Source organism: Terribacillus jepli (genome assembly GCF_047228925.1).
Lineage (GTDB): Bacteria > Bacillota > Bacilli > Bacillales > Amphibacillaceae > Terribacillus.
The window spans coordinates 240,300-266,494 of sequence record NZ_JBFEGH010000002.1 but is presented as its reverse complement, the minus strand read 5'-3'; the positions used below and the strand labels follow the sequence as shown (position 1 = coordinate 266,494).

At 41.3% G+C, this 26,195-nt stretch carries 23 protein-coding genes; 21 read left to right on the top strand and 2 right to left on the bottom strand.

The features are described from left to right. The first annotated feature begins 48 nt into the window (after positions 1-48). The 6 genes from AB1K91_RS03675 (at position 49) to AB1K91_RS03650 (ending at position 5,307) form a co-directional block, all read left to right on the top strand. Positions 49-642 (top strand): DUF6470 family protein, encoded by a 594-nt coding sequence (locus AB1K91_RS03675; protein WP_413088209.1) that lies wholly within the window; start codon positions 49-51, stop codon positions 640-642. Between the two features lie 8 nt (positions 643-650). Then, positions 651-1,088: a flagellar assembly protein FliW gene (gene fliW / locus AB1K91_RS03670; RefSeq protein ID WP_413088207.1), complete on the top strand. Its 438-nt coding sequence runs from the start codon at positions 651-653 to the stop codon at positions 1,086-1,088. Between the two features lies 1 nt (position 1,089). After that, a complete protein-coding gene (gene csrA, locus AB1K91_RS03665) occupies positions 1,090-1,320 on the top strand; it encodes a carbon storage regulator CsrA (protein ID WP_411216879.1) in 231 nt (76 codons plus the stop codon). A gap of 122 nt (positions 1,321-1,442) precedes the next feature. Next, complete coding sequence (locus tag AB1K91_RS03660) at positions 1,443-2,264, top strand: flagellin N-terminal helical domain-containing protein (RefSeq protein WP_413088205.1); 822 nt, start codon at positions 1,443-1,445, stop codon at positions 2,262-2,264. 91 nt (positions 2,265-2,355) lie between these two features. Beyond that, positions 2,356-4,266 carry a tetratricopeptide repeat-containing glycosyltransferase family 2 protein gene (locus tag AB1K91_RS03655; RefSeq protein ID WP_413088203.1) on the top strand — a complete coding sequence of 637 codons (1,911 nt, stop codon included), beginning with the start codon at positions 2,356-2,358 and terminating at the stop codon, positions 4,264-4,266. Next, positions 4,267-5,307: a glycosyltransferase family 2 protein gene (locus AB1K91_RS03650; RefSeq protein WP_413088201.1), complete on the top strand. Its 1,041-nt coding sequence runs from the start codon at positions 4,267-4,269 to the stop codon at positions 5,305-5,307. It begins immediately after the preceding gene. A 567-nt stretch (positions 5,308-5,874) separates the two neighbouring features. On the opposite strand, the gene AB1K91_RS03645 is transcribed toward AB1K91_RS03650, so the two are convergent. Next, on the bottom strand, positions 5,875-6,678 hold the full coding sequence (locus AB1K91_RS03645) for a glycosyltransferase family 8 protein (protein WP_413088199.1): 804 nt from the start codon (positions 6,676-6,678) through the stop codon (positions 5,875-5,877). A gap of 171 nt (positions 6,679-6,849) precedes the next feature. Between AB1K91_RS03645 and AB1K91_RS03640 the strand changes: the two genes are divergently transcribed. From AB1K91_RS03640 to AB1K91_RS03630, 3 genes are all read left to right on the top strand, one after another. Continuing rightward, complete coding sequence (locus AB1K91_RS03640; protein WP_413088197.1) at positions 6,850-9,351, top strand: CDP-glycerol glycerophosphotransferase family protein; 2,502 nt, start codon at positions 6,850-6,852, stop codon at positions 9,349-9,351. Between the two features lie 190 nt (positions 9,352-9,541). After that, positions 9,542-10,387: an STAS domain-containing protein gene (locus tag AB1K91_RS03635; RefSeq protein WP_413088195.1), complete on the top strand. Its 846-nt coding sequence runs from the start codon at positions 9,542-9,544 to the stop codon at positions 10,385-10,387. A gap of 84 nt (positions 10,388-10,471) precedes the next feature. Next, complete coding sequence (locus tag AB1K91_RS03630; protein WP_413088193.1) at positions 10,472-11,239, top strand: acetoin reductase; 768 nt, start codon at positions 10,472-10,474, stop codon at positions 11,237-11,239. Positions 11,240-11,308: 69 nt separating this feature from the next. Here the strand turns inward: AB1K91_RS03630 and AB1K91_RS03625 are convergent. Then, positions 11,309-12,843, bottom strand: a protein-coding gene (locus AB1K91_RS03625; RefSeq protein ID WP_413088192.1) for an IS3 family transposase whose coding sequence is annotated in 2 segments (ribosomal slippage) — positions 11,309-12,204 and positions 12,204-12,843 — 1,536 coding nt in all. Because the reading frame shifts where the segments join, the coding sequence is not laid out codon by codon here. A 168-nt stretch (positions 12,844-13,011) separates the two neighbouring features. Here AB1K91_RS03625 and flaG point away from each other — a divergent pair. The 12 genes from flaG to AB1K91_RS03565 all read left to right on the top strand — a co-directional run bounded on the left by flaG (position 13,012) and on the right by AB1K91_RS03565 (position 26,123). After that, the gene (gene flaG, locus AB1K91_RS03620; RefSeq protein ID WP_413088190.1) at positions 13,012-13,365 is read left to right on the top strand and encodes a flagellar protein FlaG; all 354 of its coding nucleotides are present in this window, start codon (positions 13,012-13,014) and stop codon (positions 13,363-13,365) included. 15 nt (positions 13,366-13,380) lie between these two features. Beyond that, the gene (locus AB1K91_RS03615; RefSeq protein ID WP_413088188.1) at positions 13,381-14,916 is read left to right on the top strand and encodes a flagellar hook-associated protein 2; all 1,536 of its coding nucleotides are present in this window, start codon (positions 13,381-13,383) and stop codon (positions 14,914-14,916) included. Between the two features lie 22 nt (positions 14,917-14,938). Further along, entirely contained in the window at positions 14,939-15,337 is a 399-nt protein-coding gene (gene fliS / locus AB1K91_RS03610; RefSeq protein ID WP_413088186.1) for a flagellar export chaperone FliS, read from the top strand. Continuing rightward, positions 15,337-15,690: a flagellar protein FliT gene (fliT, locus tag AB1K91_RS03605; protein WP_411216869.1), complete on the top strand. Its 354-nt coding sequence runs from the start codon at positions 15,337-15,339 to the stop codon at positions 15,688-15,690. The genes fliS and fliT overlap by 1 nt, the downstream gene beginning before the upstream one ends. 179 nt (positions 15,691-15,869) lie before the next feature. Then, positions 15,870-16,445, top strand: a complete 576-nt coding sequence (hpf, locus tag AB1K91_RS03600; RefSeq protein WP_413088185.1) for a ribosome hibernation-promoting factor, HPF/YfiA family — start codon at positions 15,870-15,872, stop codon at positions 16,443-16,445. A 724-nt stretch (positions 16,446-17,169) separates the two neighbouring features. Continuing rightward, entirely contained in the window at positions 17,170-19,686 is a 2,517-nt protein-coding gene (gene secA, locus AB1K91_RS03595; protein ID WP_413088380.1) for a preprotein translocase subunit SecA, read from the top strand. Between the two features lie 92 nt (positions 19,687-19,778). After that, a protein-coding gene (gene prfB / locus AB1K91_RS03590) for a peptide chain release factor 2 (RefSeq protein ID WP_413088183.1) occupies positions 19,779-20,877 on the top strand; the annotation gives its coding sequence in 2 pieces (ribosomal slippage) (positions 19,779-19,850 and positions 19,852-20,877; 1,098 coding nt in all). 81 nt (positions 20,878-20,958) lie between these two features. Further along, the gene (locus AB1K91_RS03585; RefSeq protein WP_413088378.1) at positions 20,959-21,252 is read left to right on the top strand and encodes a c-type cytochrome; all 294 of its coding nucleotides are present in this window, start codon (positions 20,959-20,961) and stop codon (positions 21,250-21,252) included. A gap of 290 nt (positions 21,253-21,542) precedes the next feature. Continuing rightward, positions 21,543-22,229 (top strand): cell division ATP-binding protein FtsE, encoded by a 687-nt coding sequence (gene ftsE, locus AB1K91_RS03580; RefSeq protein ID WP_413088181.1) that lies wholly within the window; start codon positions 21,543-21,545, stop codon positions 22,227-22,229. After that, the gene (gene ftsX, locus AB1K91_RS03575; RefSeq protein WP_413088179.1) at positions 22,219-23,106 is read left to right on the top strand and encodes a permease-like cell division protein FtsX; all 888 of its coding nucleotides are present in this window, start codon (positions 22,219-22,221) and stop codon (positions 23,104-23,106) included. The genes ftsE and ftsX overlap by 11 nt, the downstream gene beginning before the upstream one ends. A gap of 51 nt (positions 23,107-23,157) precedes the next feature. Further along, positions 23,158-24,549 carry a murein hydrolase activator EnvC family protein gene (locus AB1K91_RS03570; protein ID WP_413088177.1) on the top strand — a complete coding sequence of 464 codons (1,392 nt, stop codon included), beginning with the start codon at positions 23,158-23,160 and terminating at the stop codon, positions 24,547-24,549. 146 nt (positions 24,550-24,695) lie between these two features. Beyond that, positions 24,696-26,123 carry a S41 family peptidase gene (locus tag AB1K91_RS03565; protein ID WP_413088376.1) on the top strand — a complete coding sequence of 476 codons (1,428 nt, stop codon included), beginning with the start codon at positions 24,696-24,698 and terminating at the stop codon, positions 26,121-26,123. Positions 26,124-26,195 lie beyond the last annotated feature (72 nt).

The window sequence follows — 26,195 nt, the reverse complement described above, 5'->3', positions numbered from 1 at the left end:
GAGCTCTGCCAGCTGGCGGAGCTTTTTGTTTAGAGAGGAGTTATGTATATGCAATTGCCTCAAATACGAATACAATCCCAGCAAGCTAAAATAAGTCTACAAACAACAGATGCGACAGTTGGCATTCAACAGCCTGGAGCAGAGCAAACTATCCGTCAACCAGAAGCGGAAGTTACGATGCATACTACACCATCCAAGCTCACGATCGACCAGACTCAGGCTTGGAACGATATGGATTTGAAGTCAGTTTTCAAGCGGACCGAGGAATTTGCTGAACATGGAAAAAAATCTTACTTGGAAGGTATAGCTCGTCGGGTTCAGGAAGGAAAGGAAATGATGAAAATCGAAAAAGGCGGCGATCCAATTGTTTCACAGGCTAAAAGGATATATGAACGCAAAATAAAAGAGTTTGGAATTGGATGGATTCCATCGCACTTTGCCGTCAAGATTGATTATCAACCCTCCGAGTTGGATATCAATGTAAAAATCAACGCGCCAGAGATAAAAAATACAGCGCAGAAACCGCAATACAATTACCAGCCAGGTCAAGTACATACTGGAATGAAACAATACCAATCACTAAAAGTAGATTTTGAGGGCTTGAAGTTTTATGGAGTCAATGGTTTCGAGTTAAATATATGAGGAGCTTAATGATGAAAATTGAAACAAAATACTTTGGCAAAATGACTATAAATGAAGAGAAGATAATTCGCTTTGAGAAAGGTTTACCGGGTTTCTATGATGAGAAGACATTTGTATTGATTGATTTTCCGGATAATCCAGTATTTCAAATTCTGCAAAGTACAACGACAGCAGTAGTTGCTTTTGTAGTAGCCAGTCCTTATCGTTTTCAAATGGATTATACTTTTGACTTGAGTGAGCAAACGAAAGAAGATCTCGGCATAACAAAACCAGAAGAAGTGAAGATTTTATCCATTTTGACTTTGAGGGATCCTTTCATTGACAGTACAATCAACTTGCAGGCGCCGCTTGTCATTAATGCTGAATCACTAATTGGAGAGCAAATCATCCTAAATGATAGATTTTCCACACGCACGCCTTTACAAACCGAGAAGGCGAGGGCGTGATATGCTAGTTTTAACAAGAAAAGTAGGAGAATCAGTAAAAATTGGAGACCATATAGAATTGAAAATCCTTAGTATAGATGGAGAGCAAATTAAACTAGGAATAGAGGCGCCGAAGGAGATTGCCATACACAGGAAAGAAGTTTACCTGGCTATCGAGCAAGAAAATAGTGCAGCAGCCGAAACATCTGTCGATTTACTCAATTTCTTGAAAAATAATATAGAAAAAAGCTAAACATCTGTTAATTTCCTCCGATATAAATAGTACAGCAAAGGAAAGCACGGGCGGCCGACCGCTGCGAACCAATGAAACCACAAGGATGTGGGCTGTACTTACACTCAAGGAGGAATTTTAAAATGAGAATCAACCATAATATCTCAGCTCTAAACACGTACAACAAACTAAGCTCTAACAACTCTGCTACACAAGGCGCACTAGAAAAACTTTCTTCTGGTCTTAAAATCAACCGTGCTGGCGACGACGCTGCAGGTTTGGCTATTTCCGAAAAAATGCGCGGACAAATCCGTGGTCTAGATATGGCTGCGAAAAACGCACAAGATGGCGTTTCTCTAATCCAAACTGCTGAGGGTGCTTTGAACGAAACTCACTCCATCCTACAGCGTATGCGTGAACTTGCAGTTCAGTCTTCCAACGATACGAACACTGCTGGCGAAGATCGCAAAGCATTACAGGATGAATTCAAAGAGTTGAGAAATGAAATCAACCGTATTTCTACTGATACTGAATTTAATAATAAAGAATTGCTTAACGGTACTACAACACAAGTTACTTTCCAAATCGGTGCGAACAGCAAACAGCAATTGACTGTTTCTCTACAAACAATGAATGCTACTGCTCTTGGTGTTGAGACACTAGATATCAGTTCAGGTACGTCAGCTGAGATTTCTTCTATGATTGATGTTCTTGATTCTGCAATCAACAAGGTCTCTAGCTTCCGCTCTAACCTTGGTGCAAACCAAAACCGTCTAGAGCACACAATCAACAACTTAAACACATCTTCTGAGAATTTAACTGCTGCTGAATCTCGTGTGAGAGACGTTGACATGGCGAAAGAAATGATGAACTTCACGAAGAATAACATCCTTTCTCAGGCTGCACAGTCTATGCTTGCACAGGCTAACCAACAGCCACAAGGCGTTCTTCAGTTGCTACAGTAATTAATCTATAAAGGAGCATTTTTGCTCCTTTATAAAAATATCGTATCAAATAATTTGATGCGATATTTTTATTTCGTATAGGGGGATTAAAATGGAACCTTTTATTTCACTTTGCATGATTACAAAAGATGAAGAATCAGTTCTTAATAGATGTTTAGACTCTGTTCAAGGTTTAGTTGATGAAATAATTATAGCAGATACTGGTTCAGTAGATAGCACAAAAGAAATAGCGGCATCATATACGAAGCATGTATACGATTTTCAATGGACAAACGACTTCTCAGCTGCACGTAATTTTGTTCAATCAAAAGCATCCGGGCAATGGATTATTTATCTTGATGCCGATGAATATGTGGATGAAGAGAATTTTAAGGATGTCTTAACTCAATTGAAGAGTATTGATCGTAGTAAGGAAAATGCGTTCATGGTGACACAAGTAAACTTCTTAGGCGATCTGGGTGAAGGGGTTACCCACACATCCACAATAAGAATCTATAAAAACCTCCCGTCTATAAGTTTCTACCGTAAGGTCCATGAGCAGCTTCAAATGGAGAATGGTAATCTATATATAGGATCATTAAACTTAATGATCTACCATTCGGGCTACTTAGCCCATACAATAAAGGCAAAAGACAAAAATTCACGAAACACACCACTAATCAACACAGAATTAAAGGATAATGCAGATGGATTTGATTATTTTAACTTAGGAAATGAGAATTTATCTCAGATGAATTTTTCTGAGGCAGCCGATTTATATAAAAAAGCCTTTCAAAAAAAAGAATCGATATATTATTTATGGGTTCCGTTGGCAGTAGAAAGGTTGATTCATTGTCTAGGTAATTTAAAGAGATACGAAGAAGCTTTGGAAATCGTAGAAGAAGCCATCGAACTATGGTCTGGTGCAATTGATTTCCGTGTGCAAAAAGCATGGATATATTATTCCCAAAATCGATATTATGAAGCTAAGAGAGAATTAAAAAATTTAAATTGGGATAAGCAATGGAAAGTCATCAATAATGTAAATTACCTAGAATATCTTCCATACAAAATGTTGGGTAATATTTATGAAGAAGAAAAGAACCTAACAAATGCTGTGTTAAATTATAGCAAGGCTATTAATTTTAATAAAAATGACACTGAAATTATAAAACGCTTGTTTGGGTTATTGTTAACAAATCATTCCGATAATGAGGTTGCTGAATTTATTGAAAAAAATAATTTAATGAACAGTCCAACTTCACAGCGGATATATCTAAAATCACTTCTTGATATAGGAGCAGCATCCCTTGTACATTTATTGGTACAAAGAAAACAAGTATTGATAACAAAAGGACTAGAAATGAAAATGCTGCTGGCTGAAGGTGATTTTGAGATAATAAACTCAAAAATTAATGATTATTCAGCTCTTCATCTTTTCGCTGACAACTATTTTGATCTGTTTGATTTAGTAATTGTAGCTATTAGATTAAAAAAAGAAGAACTACACTATATGGTTAAGAATGTAATCTCTGATGAAGAATTTGTTCAGTTAGAATCACTTATTACAATGACGAATATTGATGATAGCCTTAATTTGATAGAACACTTATTGTCTAAATTAATTAAATTAAGAATGTTCGAGTTATTCGAATATATTGTTGGGAATATTCATTCCAGCAAACATAACAATGTAATCGCTCGTGTGCTTTTCGGCCATGGAATGATAGGGTTGAGTGCTGAGTTTTATGCACAGGCTGAAACCATAAAATTTAATGAAAAAGATTTTGTTAATGTCATGAAACTAGCTATTCAAAACAAAGATATTGACCTTGCTCTAACATTTGGGTTTGAAGCAATCAATCTGGATAAAGCAAATTTTGTTGTATATGAAATGATTATGCACTGCTTGGAGGCTAGAGGAGATAAAAAGGACTCTATGTTCTTTCGAGAAATAATGGACAAGGAGTTTCCGAGTAGCCGTATTAGAACAAGAGATAACCATCGGTTAGAGGTAAAATAAATGAAAAACTTCAAGGTAACGATTATTGTGCCTATGTACAATGTCGAAGCATATATTGAGGAAGCAATTGATTCTGTCATTGGACAGAGCATTTTTCATGAAGTCGAACTCATAATTATAGACGATTGTTCCACTGATTTATCGTTTCAACTGGCAGAGCAAAAAAGTAAGCAATACCCAACAAATATCAACTTATTTCAACAGTCGGTTAACCGAGGGGTTTCTGCAAGCAGAAATATGGGACTGAAACATGCATCTGGTGAGTATGTCTTCTTTCTTGATTCAGATGATGTCCTTCCCTCTTATGCCATTGAGAAAATGTATAACGCAGCTACAAGATCAAATGCTGATTTAATTACTGCTCCTTTCCAACACTTGATTGATGGAGAACTTGTGCCCCTTAAGATGATGAAAATAAGCCCTTTAAGTAAAGAAGGATTTATTAATCTAGAGGAGGAACCACAAATTCTTTACAGTATTTGGAGCTGTGGGAAGTTATACAAAAAATCACTCTTGAGAGGATTAAGGTATCCTGAAGATATTAATTTCGGTGAAGATCAACCCTTTACGATTACGTCTATGTTACGAGCGAAGAAAATTTATAATGTAGCTGATGCAACATATTATGTTAGACCACGCCCGGGATCAATTACTAGATCAGGACAAAGCACAAAAGCAATTAAAAGTTCTATACAAGTTTGGCGTATTGTAGAAAAGAGAATTGATAGTTCTTCCGTAGATGATAAAGAGGGATTGAAAGTTTTTTATTTTAATTCATGTTTAATGAGAGATATTTGGGGACCAGTACGCCAGGTATTATATGGAAATAATCTTTCGGAAAGACAACTGACTTTATCCGCTTTCCTTAATTGGGTTACTGAACTTTCAAATACATATATAAATATTAGCATTGACAATTTCAAAAGTATTTTTGGGGAAATAGGAGAAGTATTCGGTGATTTAGATACCCAATCACAGCAACTCTTGATTGCACTCCTGAAAACTGTAAAAAGTAATATTGGTACTAGAACTATAACGTAGCTAAATAAAATAGGCGGGTTATTCTCCAATTGGAGATACCTGCCTATTTTATTTGGCAAATTTCTTGCAGAAACAAAAGATGTTCATATTTTCAACATTTCGAGGAGGGGATAATCTATACGAAATGAATAGAAAAAAATTATCAGTACTAACATCACTGTAAATCATTAAATGAAAATTTCAGTACATGCCTAGATTAGTTTCTATGAGAAAACAGACTTAAAATACTTGTGCAATCATAAAATTCTAATACCTTTCTTCGCATATAGAAAAGAGGAGTTAGGCCAAGAAAGAGTAAGGTAGGTGTACAAATATATAGCGGACAATTAAATTCTAAGAAAATCTAACCCTAAAAAACATGCTGTGAACGTTTAGATATGTACGTTTAAAACTTAATTTGATATATCGACAAGGTTTTTACTAAACGAACGCTACTAGCGATGGCTACTTACAAAAATGGTCAAACTTAGTGTTAAGTATCTCATTGCTATCTTATAATATTTTTTAGAACTCTATTCACTCTATTCACTTTTATATTAGTTCACTGAATCTTTTTTTTGAAGTACCTCATAACATAACATTCTTCTTAATCAAGTAATTATTGTAAACATTATAATACTTAATAAGTGGATGTACACAGCCATATTCATTTGGCTTTTTACCTATATAATGAATTATTTTAGGGTGGTTAAAACTATCCAGATATCTATCCACTTTATTCACAAAGAATGTTTGAACATTCCAAGCATAATCCAATTCATACCACTCTAAATTTAATATCGAATTTAAGACATCTTGATCATGGTAGATAATCTTATCTGTTTTATGAGTCAAGAAATTAAGGAGCTTATTTTCAATATTTTTTTCTCGCCATAATTTTAAATTGATCAACATAACACCTGAATTAAAATAATTATAATTTGTAAGAGATAGATTTTCTATAAAATCAGGAAATTTCTTATTGAATTTCAAAGCATCTTCAACAGCTCCAATAACTTTATTATCTATGTTTAGATAATACAAATCTTCAATTGGGGAATTAACTATCGTATCACAGTCCAAATAAATTGCTCTGTCTTCGTCTTTATTTATAATCCTTCCAATAAACAATCTAAAATAAGCTTCTATCGAAATTTTATTATTTGTTGGGAGATCGTTAATGAGAATATTCAATTCGCTTAAATTCACAAAATTAATATTAACATTAAAATTAACGAAGAAATTATTAAATTTATTCATAAAGTGAATAGAAATATCTCTATGGATTATATAAAGAGTAATATCTCTTCTTTCAGTAGAAGACAAAAGAGATGTAACAGAATTAAATAGGTGTTGTCCAAATTTTTCGTTCAATGCGTATATAATATTCAACTTTCTATACACTCCATTCTTAAATATGAGAAACTCAACAATTAAATGTCTACTTTATTATAATACATAAAATAAGCATGGTACAATGCAACTGTTACTTTCTAACAGGACAACACTCCCAATTTAAGCTAATCAACTTACAAACGATAAAATAAACAAGGAGTTTTCTCTATGATCATCGACTTCACTATGATCTACGCTGATGGAAACGACCAATTAGAACAAACATTAATAAAAATAGCAAGTTTCCTTACAGAACGTGGACATCAAGTCCGTGTATTTCAATCCTATCGTCCAGAGAATATTGAGTGGGAGAAGTCTTTGCCGGCTATTTATTATTATGGCGAGAAAAAGGTGCTGGAGTATGAGGGTCCGGATACGCTTATTGAAGGGTACAGGAGTTCGCTTGAGTTTCATGGCATGCCAGATGTTATTGTTTCGGTACAGATCCCGTTAATGAATTATGTATGCAGGACGGCGGTAGCACAGCTGCATGGGCAGGTGCCACGGATTTATTCCTGGCTGCAAAGAGCACCAGAGGAGTATGGCAATGAAGAAGCGCTGAAATTCAGTGACAGTCATTTGGTCATGAATGAGCAAATGGAGGAAGCGGTGCAGCGATATGCTTTTCAAGATCAATGGTTGCATAAGATCGGAGAGCCGATTTTGCAAGAAAAGCCTGAGGTTATACCCCGCCCCTTGGATAAGGCACACTTTGTTGCTGTCGGAGAGCTCACTTTATTTGACAACCACTACGAACAAGTTCTCTCTTCTTTTCAATCATTCCAGGGAAAGGCATTATTGACGATTATCGGAGATGGCCCTGATAAGCCTGCCATTTATGAATTGTCTCAGCAATTGGGTGTCGACAAATCTATTGTATGGCAAGATACGACAGATGATTTTTGGCCGCTTTTGGAATCAGCAACAGCTTTAATTGTAAATGGAAACTACGAGGATTCCCATCAGATTACAGTTAAAGCATTAGCAAGAGGGATTGTTCCAGTCGTAGAAGAATCTGAGACTTTGCCAACACTTAAGGCATTACCATCTATTGTCGAAGGTGCTTATGAATTACCTTCAACTGAGGCATGCCAAATGATGGTCTTACCATATTATTTTGATTATGTGGTTGATCTTATGGAAACGGCACTGCAGGAAGAAAACTCCGCCGAAATTCCATTACAAGCGATACATGACCCGCAATATCTCTACTATAAAGTACTGAATGATATTTTAACATGTGCGATTAAAGGTTCTGAATTGGTCATTCATACAGAAGAAGAGATTGACTATTTAGCAGGATTCTTCACTCAACGATATATCAGCGAAGAATTTAAGCTTATCGAGGCAGATGTGACAAGGCAAGTAGCATACCCTAAAGTAGATTCCGTCGATTATCGCTATTTGCGGGCATCTGTACGGTTACTATTAATACAAACATGGAAAGATCAGGAGAGGTCTGAGAAAGTATATTGCCGTTTGGAGCTGATTAATAAGGGTGGGGCATGGAAAATCGATCAGTTGCATCGAGAGGCGCCTTATCGACCAGACCAATTATCAATTACAGCAACTGGTCGTAAGAAGTTAGTGATGGTAGCCCGGAACAGCAGTGGCTCAAACACATATGCGCTAGCAAAACATGTACCGTTATCCATCGAGGATTCATTCGATGTAGAGCTGTTGCTACAGCAAGAAACGCATGATTTCCTGGAGAAGGTTAAAGCAGCCGATGTGCTGATTATCACCGAAGCTAATATCAAGCATAATAAGAAGCTTTATAATCCAAATCAGCTAATCATCGATACTTGGCATGGCTTCCCGCTGAAGGCGATGGGATTTGCTGATAAGAATGAGCAAAATAAGCATGTGTTGGCAGATCGTTGGGGGAGCATCAATTATATATGTTCTTACTCGGATTTCTTCAGCGATTTGATGCTTCGCTGCTTCAAATTGAATCCAGACCATATACAACTCACCGGAGCGCCACGGAATGATTTATTGCTACAGCGGCCTGATACACATTTCCTAAGAGAAGAATTCGATATCGATCCCAGTGAAAGCCGGATGATTTTCTTTATGCCGACTTACAGGCAAGTGGCCCATAATGATCGAGCCGATACGAATTTAAACCGGGATAATCTTTTCGGTATGGAGAGTTTTGATAATGATCAGTTCTATGATTTTCTGGAGCGGGAGAATCTGGAGCTGATTGTGAAGCTGCATCCTGCTGAGGAGAAGCTGTTTTTGAATCATTTCGAGATGCAGACGCGTGTACATCTGCTGACGGATGAGATGCTGACTCGTTATGGAATGGATTTGTATGAAATCATGCCGCTTGCGGATATGCTGATCACGGATTATTCCTCCATTTATTTTGATTATTTGCTGCTGGATAAGCCGATTATCTTTACACCGGTTGATTTACACTCTTATCAGCAGAACCGGGGATTCATTCTCGATTCGTATACAAACTGGACTCCTGGACCAAAAGTGGTATCTCAGGATGCACTGCAAGATGCTTTGGCTTCCTTTTTGGAGAATCCCTCTTGGTATGAGGATGAGCGTAAACAGATCCGTGACCGGGTACATCACTTCCAGGACGATAAGTCATCAGAACGTGTTTGGCAATTTATCCAAGAGAAAATCGCGGCATATAGCCAGCCTGTATAAAACCGTCATTCAATGGCGGTTTTTTTATGTAAAAATAGGTTTAGTCTATGGAGGATGTGGGTATAGAGAAGGCGATTCACCTATTTCAAATAGATTGGTGTATTTCCATTTTATTTCTTGTTATTTTACAAAAGGAGTAGAATTACTTATATTTAAAGGTGTGAAAGTAACCCGCAGGAGGAGTAGGAGCATGCATAGGAATAAAGACTTATATTTGTTTTTGGAAGAGAGAGCGAAAGACATAACAGAGGAATGGTACGAGCAACTTGATAAATCAAACAGCTCAGGCGTTTACGCTTCTACCGATCCAGAAACGATTAAAACCCTCAAAATGCAAAACTACGATTTCCATCTACATTTCTTTCGTATATTCGTAGAAGATAAAGAGACCTTCAGCAAAAGTTTTGAAGAGTGGATCATAACTGTGGCACGTGATGAGAATCATTTGAATACACCTACACATCAAATCATCCGTGAATTTGTCAACACACGCGAACAGCATTTGGATCTGATAAATGAGTTTTATACCATACATAAAGATACAGTCTCCCAAGAAATGTTCGAGCTTTGGCAACGCATAATCATCACCGCCTTTGACCAAGTGATTTTGAAAGTGACAGAAGAAATGCATCACTATTCCAATCGTAAGCTTCAAGCCCAGCAGGAAATGATCAATGAGCTAAGCTCCCCGGTCATTCTGCTGAACGACACGACAGCACTGCTTCCTTTAGTTGGAGACATTGATACGAATCGTGCCAAATTGATTTTGGAAAATACGCTGCGTGAATGTACAGTACAAGATGTCGATTTACTTTTCATCGATCTTTCCGGGGTCATCATCATCGATACGATGGTCGCACAGCAAATTTTCTATCTGGTGGATGCATTGAAGCTTGTTGGTGTCGAGACTGTCATCTCTGGCATGCGCCCTGAAATTGCTCAAACAGCAGTACAGTTAGGCGTCAGCTTTAACGCCAGAACAACTGCAACTTTGACGCAGGCAATACGTACTAGTAGTCGAATCTCTATTAAATAACTTGAAACTGCTTACATTTACAGGTTTAATTTTTTTTACTAGTGGAAAACAACTTATGAACTAGTAGAAAAGGAGCTGACTGAAATGGCAAAAACGGCAGTAATCACAGGATCGGCACAAGGAATCGGTAAAGCGATCGCAACACGACTCGGAAATGATGGCTTCAACATTGTGATCAGCGACTTGCAGGAAGACAAAGCGAATGAAACGGCGCAGGAACTAAAAAACAATGGAGTGGAAGCAATCAGTATCCCGGTGAATGTAAGCAAGCGTGACGATATGTTCCAATTGGTAGAGAAAGCTACAGAAGCATTCGGTTCAGTCGATGTTTTCGTCAATAATGCCGGTATCGATCAAGTTGCGCCAATCTTGGAAGTGCAGGAAGATGATTTGAATAAGATATTCAGCATCAACGTCAACGGTACCGTATTGGGGATGCAAGCTGCCGCTGAACAAATGAAAAAGCAAGGCGGCGGAAAGATCATCAATGCATGTTCCATCGCTGGTCATAAAGGGTTTAGTTTGCTTGGGGTGTATTCCGCTACGAAATTCGCAGTGCGCGGGTTGACCCAGGTGGCAGCACAAGAGCTAGCGAAGGATAAAATCACCGTGAATGCTTACTGCCCAGGTGTTGTCGGTACGAGCATGTGGGAGAGAATCGATGAAAAAATGGTGGACTATATGGGGCTTGAGAAAGGCCAGGCTTTCGAGAAGTTCACCAATGATATCGCCGTTGGACGCAGTGAGGAGCCAGAAGATGTTGCGAAGTTCGTTTCGTATCTCGCTTCAGAGGATTCAGATTACATGACAGGTCAATCTGTATTAATTGACGGCGGTATCGTTTACAACTAAGAATCGGCAGATAAGGGTGCACATATGAACTGCCCCCTGTCAAGTAGACAGTGGAAATAATAAAGATAGTTAGAAGGCTTTAGCCCTGTATTCGAGGGGGCTAAGGCCTTCTCTTTTTTCTTGTAATCTTTTTGTATTGTAGAAATGGATATAGTTATCGATAGCTGAAGCCAGTTCTTCATATGTAGAAAACTTCTTTAAATAATACATTTCAGTTTTTAGCGCACCCCAAAATGACTCCATTGGTCCGTTATCAATGCAGCGCCCCACTCTTGACATACTGTGTGTCATACCTTGTGTATCTATCCTTCTTTTGAATGCATGCGAAGTGTATTGGAAGCCACGATCACTATGTAGAAGGGGAGTGGCTTGTGGTTCTTTCTCCAGTGCACCATCTATGGTGTTCATGACTAAACCATTATTATTCAATTTAGAATAAACATAGTTGACGATAGACCCGTCACATAGATCCAAGATGGCACCGAGGTACAGCTTCTTGTTTCCGTATTTCATCTCGGTTACATCCGTTGCCCACTTCTTGTTTGGTGCGCTTGCCTGGAATTCACGATTTAAGATATTCTCCGCAGTATAGAGAGGAGTAGATTTAATAAAGGCAGGTCTTTTCTTTCGTATGACACAGACTAGCTTTGCCTTATTCATCAGGCGATAGATGCGCTTATGATTAATAGGTTTCTTCATGAATTTTTGGATGTACAGTCTCATGCGACGGTATCCATAGATACCATTATGTTCCGTGTGCAATCGACGCATTTCCTCTTCAATGACCATGTTTTCGATATCTAGGGGGGTGTCAACCCGTTTAAGCCACTTATAATAACTCGACCTTGCGATTCCAGCTATCTCACAAACGAGTTGAGTGGAAAACCCCTCGGCTATCACTTCTTGAAGCAGGGTATATTTCTCTATTGGCGGCAGCTTTAGAAACGCCTCCCTTCGTATTCCTTCAGCTTTTTTAGAAAGGCAAGTTCCGCACGCAACCTTTCATTCTCCAGTTCCAGTTCCTTAGCTTTTTTCTCCTCCGGAGAAAGAAGCTTCTCGTCCCTATTTGATCCTCGTTTATCCTGAAGAGCCTCTGCACCCTCGGCCAAAAACTTCTTCACCCAGGAATATACCTGTTGATAAGATACTTGATGTTTTTCAGCTGTCTTCCGATAATCTTTCCCGGCATCAAGACATTCCTTTACGATAGCCAGCCTTTCTTCAAATGTCGTCCTTCTCCCTTTGGTCATAGAGATTAAACTTCCTTTCCCGCTGTCTTTCAATTCTCTATGACTAGTATAAAGGTTTATCCACTTTGTCAGAAGGCTATCAGTGGAAATTCCATACTTTATTAGTAGCTCGTTCTTGGAGTATTGACCGGATAGATAATCTTTTACAGCAGCCAGTTTGATCTCTTTCGTGTAGGTTTTCCAAATAATTTTATTTTCTAAAGCACCTTCACCAAGCAAGCGATATCGCTGATTCCACTTCTTTATTGTGGATGGATTGACGTTATAAGCTGTGGCCACCTGCTTAATACTGGCTGATTCGCAAGCATGGATGATTTCTAGTTTTAATTCTTTTGTGAAACGATAATTAGGCAAATAAAAATTCCCCTTCAAGTAAACAGTTTTATTTTTCACTGTCTACTTAAAGGGGAGCATATCAATCGCTGGGCCCTTTTTTTGTGCATTTTTTTTATACTTGCCGCTTCACATCCTGTTCATTTTGCCGATATAAAAAGAAACACATGTGCAAGGAGTTGGCCTTTGATGATTGACAAGTTATCTTCCGCTTCACAGCATGTTACACAACCGTCGGGACATAATCGTCCTGCAGAAAGCGAATCAGTACATAAAAAGGAGACTGCTTCAGACAGCTCTAAATCGTATATCGACTCTAATAAATCAGATATCGAGAAAGTAATTGAGACAATGAATCAATTTTTGGAAACATCCCACACGAGCTTGAAATTCGAACTACATGACAAGTTAGATCGTTATTATGTGACAATGATTGATTCAGAGACACAAGAAGTCATTAAAGAGATACCACCGAAGAAGCTGCTCGATGGCTATGCCAAGATGGCTGAATTCATGGGACTTCTCGTTGATAAGAAAATTTAAGGAGCAGGTGATCATATGGTAGATAGTGTTTCTTCAAGCAGTAGTAGTAGCAATTCAATGCGTGTAGGGGGACTTGCTTCTGGGATCGATACAGATTCCATGGTGGAACAGCTGATGAATGCGGAACGGCAAAAGCTATATAAGATGCAACAAGAAGAGACGAAATTGACATGGCAGCAGGATGCTTTACGCGAAGTTAATGCTTCTTTGAAAAGTTTTGATTCAATAGTTAGTGATATGAAATTAACGACAGCGTACAATGTAAAGTCAACTTCATCAACAAGTTCTGCAGTCACCGCAACTGCGGCATCAAATGCTTCTAATGGATCATATTCCATCCAAGTTAACAAGCTTGCGAAAGCAGCCATCGTTTTAAGTGAAAAGGCTGATACAAAAACTTTTGATCCTGACGCTGCCATTAATGGACAGACTTTTGCAGATAATCCAAAAGTTACAGCTGATAGTACATTCTCGCTAAGTACGTATGATGAAAACGGTGAACTTTTACCACCTAAGACTTTTAATGTTAAAACTACGGACAGTCTCAACTCTATTTTAAAGAAAATAACAGATGATCCAGATCTTGGAATTCGTGCTTTTTACGATAAACAGTCTGGTCAGGTTGTCATGGAAAAGAAAGAAACCGGTAAAAACAGTTCAACAGATCAAGAAATAGTATTTGATGAAGGCAGCTTTTTAAATACATTCCTGGGACTGGACCCAAGCGCAAAGCAGGGTGCACAAGATGCCGAGTTTACGTACAACGGCGCACTTACTATTAGTTCCAATAAAAATAGTTATACATTAAGTGGTGTTTCTTTCACCTTTAATCAAACAACAGAAAGTGCAATCAACATAACAGTGGACAATGACGTTGACGCTGCATACGACAAAATCAAAGAATTCGTCGATTCATACAATAAGATTGTCGAAGACGTGAATACAAAGCTTAGCGAGAAATCCTATCGCGATTATCCGCCATTGACAGATGAACAGAAAAAAGAGATGTCGGAAGATGAGATCAAGCTATGGGAAGAAAAGGCGAAAAGCGGATTGCTTAAAGGGGAAACAGCCCTGCAAAGTGGTATTTACTCATTACGTTCTGCTTGGTACAACAAGGTTGAAAATGGTGGGGAGTATACCCAGCTTGCTCAGATAGGGATTACAACTTCCAAGAACTATCTTGAAAATGGAAAACTTGTAATTGATGAGGATGAATTGAAAACCGCCCTTCGTGAAAATCCTGAAGGTGTGTACAAGCTGTTCTCTAACAATGTAGAAGGAGATGGCCGAGGCATTGTCAACCGAATTGAGGATTCATTGGATAAAACGATGGATAATATTACCGAGCGTGCAGGTAATACTGATAAAACAAATCAACAATTCACACTTGGAAAACGTCTAAATGAAATCAAGGATCGCATGGATGATTTCCAAGACCATCTTAAACAAGTAGAAGACCGTTACTGGCGCCAATTTTCCGCTATGGAATCAGCAATCAGCCAACTGAACCAACAATCCTCTTATCTGATGTCCAATTTTGGTGGATAAGTGTTAAAGGAGTAATAAAATTATGTCGGTACAAAATTACCAGGCGTATCAGCAAAATTCCGTCCAGACCGCTTCTCCGGGTGAGTTGACACTCATGCTGTACAATGGCTGTATCAAATTCATTAAATTTGCTCAGCAAGCTATAGAGAAGAAGGATATTGAAGCGAAGAACACCAGTATTCAGAAGGCGCAGAATATCGTGCGTGAGCTGATGATTACGCTTGATCCAGAGGTAGCAATTTCGAAGGAAATTATGCCACTGTATGATTTTATAAATCAACAGCTTTTCCAAGCAAATACAAATAACGATCAACAGGCTCTCAGCAATGCAATGGATCTAATAACTGAATTTCGTGACACATGGAAAGAAGTCGTCAAACAAACACGTAAGCAGCAATTCGGATCTGGAGCCACTGTTTGATGAACCGGGTGCAGGCGTTATATGATACAACAACTGAATTGGATACGCTTGTCAGTCAGCCGGTTACTTCCGAGAACCGGGAGGAAGTAGTTAATTCCCTTACCGACCTCATGGGTATCCGCTCAGAGCAGATGGAGGCACTGAAGCCGCCTTTCTCAGCTGAAGAGCAAGAACTCGGCAAGGCATTGCTGCCACTAAATGAGCGTATCAGCAAGCATGTGCAGCAAATCTTCGATCAACTGAAAATCGATATCCGGACAATCAAGAAGCAGCAGCAATCGGGTACGAAATACATCAACCCATATGCGAGCATGCAAACACTTGATGGCAGATTCCTGGATAAACGGAAATAAAACAAGAAACGCCCGGACAATTAGAGTTCGGGCGTTTTTTGTTTGGTTTCTTCTCGTGTCCAATTCGTGTCAAAATTCGATATAACTTCACATTTTTCTGTCTTTATTTTTTGTTTATAAAGGATATGTAAAGGGAATGTAGAAAGTATCCTCATAAGGATGAAAGGAGGACACTTGTTATGAAGTACAATATTCGTGGCGAGAATGTCGAGGCTACAGAAGCGATCAAGGACTACGTCGAGAAGAAGGTAGGCAAACTGGAGAGGTATTTCGACTCCCCGGTGGATTCCGAGGTTCACGTTAACTTGAGTGTGCATAACAATGCGTCGAAAATCGAAGTGACGATCCCGATGAAGAACCTGCTGCTGCGGGCTGAGGAAAGTCATGCAGATCTATATGCTGCAATCGATCTGGTCGTAACGAAACTGGAACGGCAGATCAAAAAGCATAAGACGAAAGTGAACCGGCGCTCCCGTCAGAGCGGGGATGCACCGAAGCATGCATTCGCTGCTTTGGAGAATGAAGGTGCGGCTGGTGCTGTCGTCGCAACGAATGAAGATGAAGAAGATCTGGATTCGTTCGAAATTGTACGAAACAAGCGTTTTGACTTGAAACCAATGGATTCCGAGGAAGCGATTTTGCAGATGGATATGCTGGGACATAGCTTCTTCGTTTATACGAACTCTGTTACAGGAGATACGAATGTCGTCTATAAACGAAAAGATGGCAGATATGGGCTGATTGAGCCTACTTGATAAAAGAAATGCAGAGCGGACGCTGGGAGCGTCTGCTCTTTTAAAATAATTTATGCCGTTTTGCAAAAACGAAAGAAGAATATCTCAAAATCACTTAAAAATAGAGATGAAAGCTGTCGGATAGTGCCGAAATCTTGTACTTTATGAGGAAAGTCCTTGGTCGTTTTACGAAAACGGTCATTTTTTCTTTCAAAAGACCTATGTTATAAATAAGTCAGCTACAACAAAAGGGGGTACTGACCATCAGGGATTCAGATAATGCTGTCCAACGAGTCTCCCATTCCCAACTCACACAGCATGAGCATACGATCACACAGCTCGTCGAGATCATTGCCGCGACCAATCGAAGGCTGGCAGAACTTCAATGGAAGCAAGAGCAGCTCGAGCGCTGGTGCATCGAACAAATGCAGCGTGATCTGTCCTCCAGATCACGTGTCTTCTGAGGGGCAGGCTTCCTTTTCCCCGCAAGATCCCCACCAGGATGCCGCAGTCTCCCCTCTGGAGACTGTGCATTCCAACTGACGGTGGTGGTTAAGCGGCTGGAGTAGCGATTACGGTACTGCGAATGTCTGACATGGCACTCCTCCATGGTAAGCGGCGTCTGTTGACGTCGCTATTTTTTTCTTTTTTGATTGGGTTGATTTCCCTTTCTTGTAAACCGCCAAACCTAGTGTTATTATTATTTTTGGACTATACTTTTTTGATTTAAAAGAGGAGCGTTATGATGCGTGGACTACTAAAACGGGTGTTTGGAGACGGTACGCAGAAGCAAGTCAGCCGTGCCCAGAAAACAGCCGAACAAATAGAAAGTTTAGCAGACGAATATCGTGCATATACAGATGAACAATTGAAAGAAAAAACAATGGAATTCAAAAAGCGTTATCAGGATGGTGAGTCCTTGGATGATTTGCTGCCAGAAGCATTTGCGACAGTGCGGGAAGCGGCCGATCGTGTCCTCGGCATGCGTCCTTTCCATGTCCAGCTGCTTGGCGGTATCGCCATCCATGGCGGGAACATTGCCGAAATGAAAACCGGGGAAGGTAAAACGCTAGCAAGTACACTGCCTGCTTATTTGAATGCTTTAGCTGGCGAAGGTGTGCATATTGTGACAGTCAATGATTATCTGGCTGGTCGTGATGCGGAAAATAACCGCCCGCTATTTGAATTCCTCGGCTTGACTGTCGGGCTCAACAGCGTTGGCATGACAAGGGAACAGAAGCAGGATGCTTATGCTGCAGATATCACGTATAGTACGAACAATGAGCTTGGCTTCGACTATTTGCGGGATAACATGGTGCTGTATAAAAATCAGATGGTACAGCGTCCGCTTCATTTTGCCATCATTGATGAGGTCGATTCCATCCTGATCGATGAAGCACGGACACCGCTGATCATTTCCGGTTCTGCTGCGAAATCGGCAAGTCTGTACACACAAGCTAACTCCTTCGTTCGTGTGTTGAAGAAGGAAGAAGATTATACAAATGATATCAAGACAAAATCTGTCTTGCTTACAGAAGAAGGTATCAACAAAGCGGAGAAATTCTTCGGTTTGGAAAACTTGTTCGATTTGAAAAATGTTTCCATTACGCATCATATCAATCAAGCACTGAAAGCTCATGTAACGATGCAGCGTGATACGGATTATGTGGTGGAAGAAGGCGAAGTCATCATCGTTGATAGCTTCACTGGACGTCTTATGAAGGGCCGCCGATACAGCGACGGTCTTCACCAGGCTATCGAAGCGAAGGAAGGTTTGCAGATCCAGAACGAAAGCATGACGCTGGCCAGCATCACTTTCCAGAACTACTTCCGGATGTACAAAAAGCTTGCCGGTATGACCGGTACGGCAAAGACCGAGGAAGAAGAGTTTCGCAATATCTATAATATGGACGTGCTCGTTATCCCTACAAACAGAGATATCACACGCCAGGATAAATCCGACTTCATTTTCAAATCCATGGAAGGCAAGTTCCGTGCGGTCGTCGAAGAAATCAAGGCCCGCCATGAAACTGGTCAGCCTGTGCTTGTCGGTACAGTGGCTGTCGAGACTTCCGAGCTGATCAGCAAACTGCTGAAACGTGCTGGTGTGCCGCATAATGTATTGAATGCGAAAAACCACCACCGGGAAGCAGAGATCATCGAGGATGCCGGCCAAAAAGGCGCGGTGACAATCGCAACGAACATGGCTGGTCGTGGTACGGACATCAAGCTGGGTGAAGGTGTATTGGAACTTGGCGGTCTTGCTGTCATCGGTACAGAACGTCACGAATCCCGCCGGATCGACAACCAGCTGCGCGGTCGTGCCGGCCGTCAAGGAGATCCGGGCGTGACACAGTTCTACTTGTCCATGGAAGATGAACTGATGCGCCGATTCGGTTCTGACAATATGCGTAATATGATGGATCGTCTAGGCATGGATGACAGTACACCAATTGAAAGCAAAATGGTTTCCCGTGCTGTCGAATCCGCCCAAAAACGAGTCGAGGGTAATAACTTCGATTCCCGTAAAACGGTCCTTTCCTATGATGATGTTCTGCGCGAACAGCGTGAAATCATCTACAAACAGCGCTTTGAGGTAATCGACAGCGAGGATTTGAACCCAATCATCGAAGAAATGATCAAGGATACAGTCCATGCAGTTGTTCAGGCATATACAGCTGACGATTCCGAAGAAGCATGGGAACTCGATGCATTGGTTGAATACGCACATGCCAACTTGCTGCCGCAGGACAAGCTGACAGTCGATGAGCTGAAGAATAAAGATGAAGAAGAAATCGAAGAATTGCTGCTTAAGAAAATCCGGGAGCATTTGAAACAGAAGGAAGAAGAAATGACGCCGGATCAAATGCGCGAATTCGAGAAGGTCATCCTGCTTCGTACGGTAGATACGAAATGGATGGATCATATCGATCAGATGGATCAGCTTCGCCAAGGTATCCACTTGCGTGCCTATGGCCAGAATGATCCGCTTCGGGAATATCAGCTGGAAGGCTTCAATATGTTCGAAGAGATGATCATTTCCATCAAGGAAGAAGTGACTCGCTACGTATTGAAAGCGGAAATCCGTGATAACCTACAGCGCGAACAGGTTGCAAAAGGTGTCCAAGCTGTCAGCGGTGATGATACCCAAGCAGAAAAGAAAAAGAAAAAAGCCCCGATCGTCAAAGGCGATACGGTAGGACGAAATGACCCATGCCCATGCGGCAGCGGCAAGAAATATAAGAACTGCCACGGTCAATGATAGTGGCAAATCCGGGCAAGTTGTTACGCGGGTCTTGTCCTTGTCATAGATTAAAATGGTGTTTGCTATAGACTTTTATGAGGTGAGAGAAAATGGAATTTGCAGAAATCAGAAATGAATTGGATCGTATGGACAAACAACTAACTGACTTTAGGGGGTCTCTTTGACTTAGATCAAAAGAAAGCCCGCATTGCCGAGCTTGAGGATCGAATGCTGGAGCCGACGTTCTGGGATGATCAGCAGGGGGCCCAGAAAATCATCAACGAATCCAATGGCTTGAAGGAATCGGTGGAAGGCTATGAAAAGCTTGTTTCCCGCCATGAGGATTTGGAAGTTTCCTTTGAATTGGTGAAGGAAGAAGATGATGATGATCTTCGCGGCGAGTTGGAAGAAGAAATCGTATCAATGCGCGAGGCACTTGATGAATTCGAGCTTCTTATGCTGCTAAGTGAACCTTATGATAAGGACAACGCTATCCTCGAACTGCATCCAGGTGCGGGCGGAACGGAATCCCAAGACTGGGCGAGCATGCTGCTCCGTATGTACACGCGTTGGGCCGAACAGCATAATTTCAAAGTGGAAACACTTGATTATCTTCCTGGTGAGGAAGCTGGTGTGAAAAGTGTAACTCTCTTGATCAAAGGTCTGAATGCTTATGGCTATTTGAAAGCAGAAAAAGGTGTACACCGTCTAGTGCGGATTTCACCATTCGATAGTTCAGGACGTCGTCATACATCGTTCGTATCCTGTGATGTAATGCCGGAATTCGATGATGATATCGATGTGGATGTACGGACAGAAGATTTGAAAATCGATACGTACCGTTCCAGCGGTGCCGGTGGTCAGCACGTCAATACGACTGATTCGGCAGTAAGGATCACGCATATTCCTACAAATACTGTCGTGACATGTCAATCCGAGCGTTCCCAGATCAAAAACCGCGAACATGCCATGAAGATGCTGAAAGCGAAGTTGTATCAGCTTGAGATCGAGAAACAGCAGCAAGAGTTGAACGAAATCCGCGGTGAACAAAAAGAAATCGGCTGGGGAAGCCAAATTCGTTCCTATGTATTCCATCCATACTCCATGGTAAAAGATCATCGCACGAATGAAGAATCCGGAAATACACAAGCTGTAATGGACGGACAGCTCGATCCGTTTATCAACGCGTACTTGCGTTCCACATTATAAGAGTTTCTGTAACGCTTTTGTAACATACAAGCTGAACCGTTATTCCACTCAAAAGAAAAGGATGCGATTCTCTTGAAAAAAATGGCGATTATCTGCAGCAGTATTGCATGCATGTTTATCCTGTCTGCTTGCGGTAGTAAGGATGATGCAGCCGAAACACCCCAGGAAGCCTATGAAAACAACTGCGCCATGTGCCACGGGCAGGACTTGAGCGGAGGTAATGGCGGTCCTCCATTGGATAATCTTGGCTCCAAGTATACGCAAGAAGAACTTGTGGATATAATGGAGAACGGCAAAGGCGGGATGCCTGCCGGTCAGGCTGAGGGAGAAGAGGCCGAGAAAATCGCCGAATGGCTTCAGAATCAGCAGGAATAGAGCATAGGTGGCGAATACCCATACACAAGATGTATGGGTATTTTGTTGTGTTTTCAGGCATTTCTAGCGAGTGGAAACGACAGGATACGGCGTAAAATATTTCAAAAACCAAGTCTTTTGTCATATTTTGAAACATAAATGTAATATTAATATGTCTAAAAAAATAGAAATAAGATGTTATAATGGTTTCAGGTTCGAGAGCTTTTTCGATTGCTTTCGTCAATGTTCGACATACTTAGTTAGTAGATTAGCAGATTACAGATTAGAATAAATACAAAGGTGAGTTAAACATGATAGATATGAAAGGTGTGCATAAGACCTATGCCAATGGCGTCACAGCGCTGAATGGTGTCGATGTGCATATCGACAGCGGGGAATTCGTGTACTTAGTAGGACCGAGCGGAGCCGGTAAATCCACCTTCGTCAAAATGATCTTCCGTGGTGAGAAACCGAGCACTGGTATTGTAAAAGTCGATAACAAAGATTTAAGCACATATAAAGAACGTCATATCCCGAAAGTCAGAAGGAAAATCGGCGTGGTGTATCAGGATTTCAAATTGCTTCCGAAGTTGACAGTCTATGAAAATGTCGCTTTCGCCTTGGAAGTAATCGAAGAATCCCCTAAAATAATCCGGGATCGTGTCATGGAAGTGCTGGATCTCGTTGGGATAAAGGATAAAGCCCGATCACTGCCGGATGAACTTTCCGGTGGGGAACAACAGCGTGTAGCCATTGCCCGGGCAATAGCTAATAATCCGAAGGTCGTCATTGCCGATGAGCCGACAGGTAACCTTGATCCGGAGACATCCTGGGGCATCATGAAGGTGCTGGAGGATATCAATCAAAAAGGCACAACCATCATAATGGCAACGCATAGCAAGGAAATCGTGAATACGATCAAGAGACGTGTCATCGCCATTGAAAATGGTCGCATTGTCCGCGATGAAGCAGGAGGTGAATATGGGTATGAAGTTTAATACCACGAAACGCCACTTGCGAGAAGGTTCCAAAAATATATTCCGGAACGGCTGGATGACCATCGCCTCCATCGGGGCGGTGACAGTGACACTGATTTTAGTAGGTGTATTCTTGGCCGTTGTGTTCAACTTGAATAAGTTTGCAACCAATATCGAGTCTGATGTCGAAATGAGTGTCTATCTCGACCCGACGCTTGCTCAGGATCAAGTGCAATCCATCCAAGGTGAGCTTGAAGGGATTGATAAAGTCGGTTCTGTAAAGTATTCCTCCAAAGATGAGCAGTTAAACCAGCTGATGGAAGACATGGGGCAGACCGATTGGGATTTGTTCGAACAAGACAACCCATTGAGTGATACGTACATCGTCAAGACGTCCGATCCGCATGATACAGCCTCCGTTGCTGACGAGATTGCAAAGCTGGACGGAGTGGACAAAGTGGATTACGGAAAAGCGACAGTAGAGAATCTCTTTGCGGTGAGTAAGTACGCCCGTATAATCGGTGCAGTTCTTATCCTGGGGCTGGTATTCACGGCTATCTTCCTGATCTCAAACACAATCAAAATTACGATCATTGCCAGAAGCAGGGAAATCGGCATCATGAAACTGGTTGGGGCGACTAACTCCTTCATCCGTTGGCCATTCTTCATTGAAGGCCTGCTGCTTGGAGTATTGGGAGCGATCATTCCAGTTGCACTAGTGCTCGTCGGATACTATTATCTGTCAGGTAACTTGACGGATAATATCAGCATTGGTTTCGTCGAGATCCTTCCTTATGCGCCATTTGCTTTCCAGCTTGCAGGAATATTACTTGCAATCGGGGCAATTATCGGTGTCTGGGGCAGTGTCATGAGTGTCCGTAAATTTCTTAAAGTCTAAATAACCTGACAACATAAACGCTTGTAAAGGAAGAAAGGGAATGAGAGAAGAATGAAGAAGATGATCAAGCCCGTTCTTGTAGCTGCATTAGCTGCAGGAACAATCCTACATACTCCGATTCAGACGTCTGCGAAATCCTCATCTGACGTTCAGAGCGAGATTGATGAACTGCAGAAGAAACAGCAGGAGAACAGCAGTAAGCAAAGCGAGCTCGAAGGTGAAATCAATGATGCCAAGTCCGAGCAGTCTGATAACCTGGCTGAGCAGGAAAATCTGATGGCGAAGCTGGATGATTTGAACAACGAGATTGACAAGAATGAAAATGCTTTGAGTGACAAAGAAGATGAAATCACGGAAACAAACGAGAAAATCGAGAAAATTTCTAGTGATATCGTCGAAACGGAAAAAGATATCGACAAACGCGAAGACAAACTATCCGACCGTCTTGTCAGCATTCAGCAAAACGGCGGGGACGTACAGTACTTGCAAGTATTGATGGGCTCCAAGAACTTTGGTGATATGGTAAATCGTCTGAACGCCGTTACAACTATCATGGATTCCGATAAGGAGCTTTTGAACGGTTACATCGAAGCGAAGCAGAAGCTTGAGGACCAAAAGCAGCAGCGCGAAGATGAAAAGCAAAACCTGGAAGATCAGAAAGCAAAACTGGAAGACATCAAAGCTGACCTGAAATCCCAGGCAAGTGAACAAGAGGATTTGAAACAGCAGCTTGAGGATGAATATGAGAAGCTAGGGGATCAAATCCTTTCTGCTGAAGAAGAAAAAGAGCTTGCAGCTAACCAAGCAGAAGCACTTCGTCTAGCGCAGGAAAACGCAGAATCCGAGCAAGCTGATTTGGCAGCTCAGGAGAAAGCAGCGGCAGAAGCAAAAGCTGCAGCTGAAGCAGCGAAAAAAGCTGCAGCAAGCGAGTCATCTTCATCCAGCTCTAAATCAAGCAGCTCTTCTAAGAGCAGCAGCTCAAGCAGCTCAGGTAGCTCAAGCAGCTCATCCAGTGCCAAATCGGCACAAGCTGGTATCTTCTCTTGGCCGGCACAAGGTCGTCTGAGCTCTGGCTTCGGTGTCCGTAATGATCCATTCGGTAGCGGATCTACTGGCAATCACTATGGACAGGATATTGCCAATTCAATCGGTACACCAGTACATTCTGCTGCTAGTGGCGTTGTTTCGTATAGCGGAACGATGAATGGTTACGGTAATGTTATCATCGTTACACATTCCATCAATGGCCGTACGTATGAAACCCTTTACGGTCACTTGGATAAACGAGAAGTATCCGTTGGTGAAAGTGTATCACGTGGACAAGAAATTGCTAAGATGGGTAATACAGGGGGTTCAACAGGTCCCCACCTTCATTTCGAAATCCATGAAGGTAAATGGAATGGTGCGAAAAGCAATGCAGTAGACCCAATGAAATATTTCTAATATAAAAATGAAAAAGGCATTCCCCTTCAAAGGGGATGCCTTTTTCACATCATCTGTTTCTTTTAGTGATAAGATAGAGGGAGTTTAGCATAATAGTAGGATTAACCGATTGGACAAGTGAGAAAGGATGAGAGGCGAACGTGCAGATCAAAAAAGCGACATTCGTGATAGCGATCATTTTGGCATTGGTTGTCGGGGCTGGCGGCAGCTATGCATTTACATCATATGCAGGGAAGGAAGATTCCGGCTCCAGATCTGTTTCAGATGATGCTGGCAGTTTGAGTGAGGTAGAGAATGCATATGAACTAATTAAGGATAATGCGTTGGCCAAGCCAGATGCCCAGCAGCTGCAAGAAGGAGCCATACAGGGTATGCTGGAAACGCTGGATGATCCATATAGTTCTTTCCTGGATGAAGAGTCATCCACACAATTGAATCAGCAGCTGGAATCTTCATTTGAAGGTATCGGTGCAGAGGTGAGCATGGTGGACAAACAGGTGACGATTGTGGCACCGATCAAAGACTCCCCTGCAGAGGAAGCGGGTTTGCGTCCGAACGACCAAGTGCTGGAAGTTGATGGTGATTCCTTGCAAGGTTTGGATCTCCAGGAAGCAGTAAATAAAATTCGTGGAGAAAAAGGGACAACAGTGACTTTGTCGGTTAAGCGGCCAGGTGTATCAGAGGAATTGAAGATAGACGTTACCCGGGACGAGATACCGGTTGAAACTGTCTATGCCGATACGAAAGAAGTGGACGGAAAGACAGCTGGTGTCTTGGAAATCACGTCATTCTCCGAAAGTACAGCTAAAGAATTCAAAACTGCTTTGGATAAGTTGGAGAAAGACGGTATCGATGGATTGGTCATCGATGTCCGCGGTAATCCAGGTGGTATCCTGACGACTGTGGAGGATATTCTGAAGAACTTTGTGCCTAGTGATAAACCTTACTTGCAGATTGAAGATAAAAATGGAGAAAAACAAGAATTTTATACCGAACTAGATGAGAAGAAGAAATATCCGATCAATGTCCTGATTGATGAGGGCAGTGCTTCTGCATCTGAGATTCTTGCAGGTGCTATGAGTCAGGCTGGCGGATATGAGCTGGTCGGTAAGACGACATTCGGAAAAGGTACTGTACAGCAAACAGTGCCATTGCAGAATGATTCCATGCTCAAGTTGACTTTGTACAAGTGGTTGACGCCTAACGGAGACTGGATCCATGAAAAAGGTATCAAACCAACTGTTGAAGTGGATCAGCCAGAGTACTTCTACAGTTCTCCGATTCAATTGGACGAGAAGGAAACGTTGAAGTTTAACGATAATAATGACAAAATCAAGAACTTGCAAATCATGCTGGAAGGTCTTGGATATGAGCCGAGCCGTAAAGACGGGTTTTTCAATGAAAAAACGGAAACAGCAGTAAAACAATTCCAGCAGGATAACGATTTGCAAGCAACAGGTGAAGTGGATCAGGAAACGGCAGATTTGCTGCAAACGAAGATCATCGAGCAGGTACGCGATGGCAAGCATGATAATCAAATGGACAAAGCGCTGCAAGAGCTTTTCCGTCAATGATATGGAGCCTCCCTTCGATAGGGAGGCTTTTTCTATTGCCATAGGAAAACGTGGACTATCATGTTAGAATAG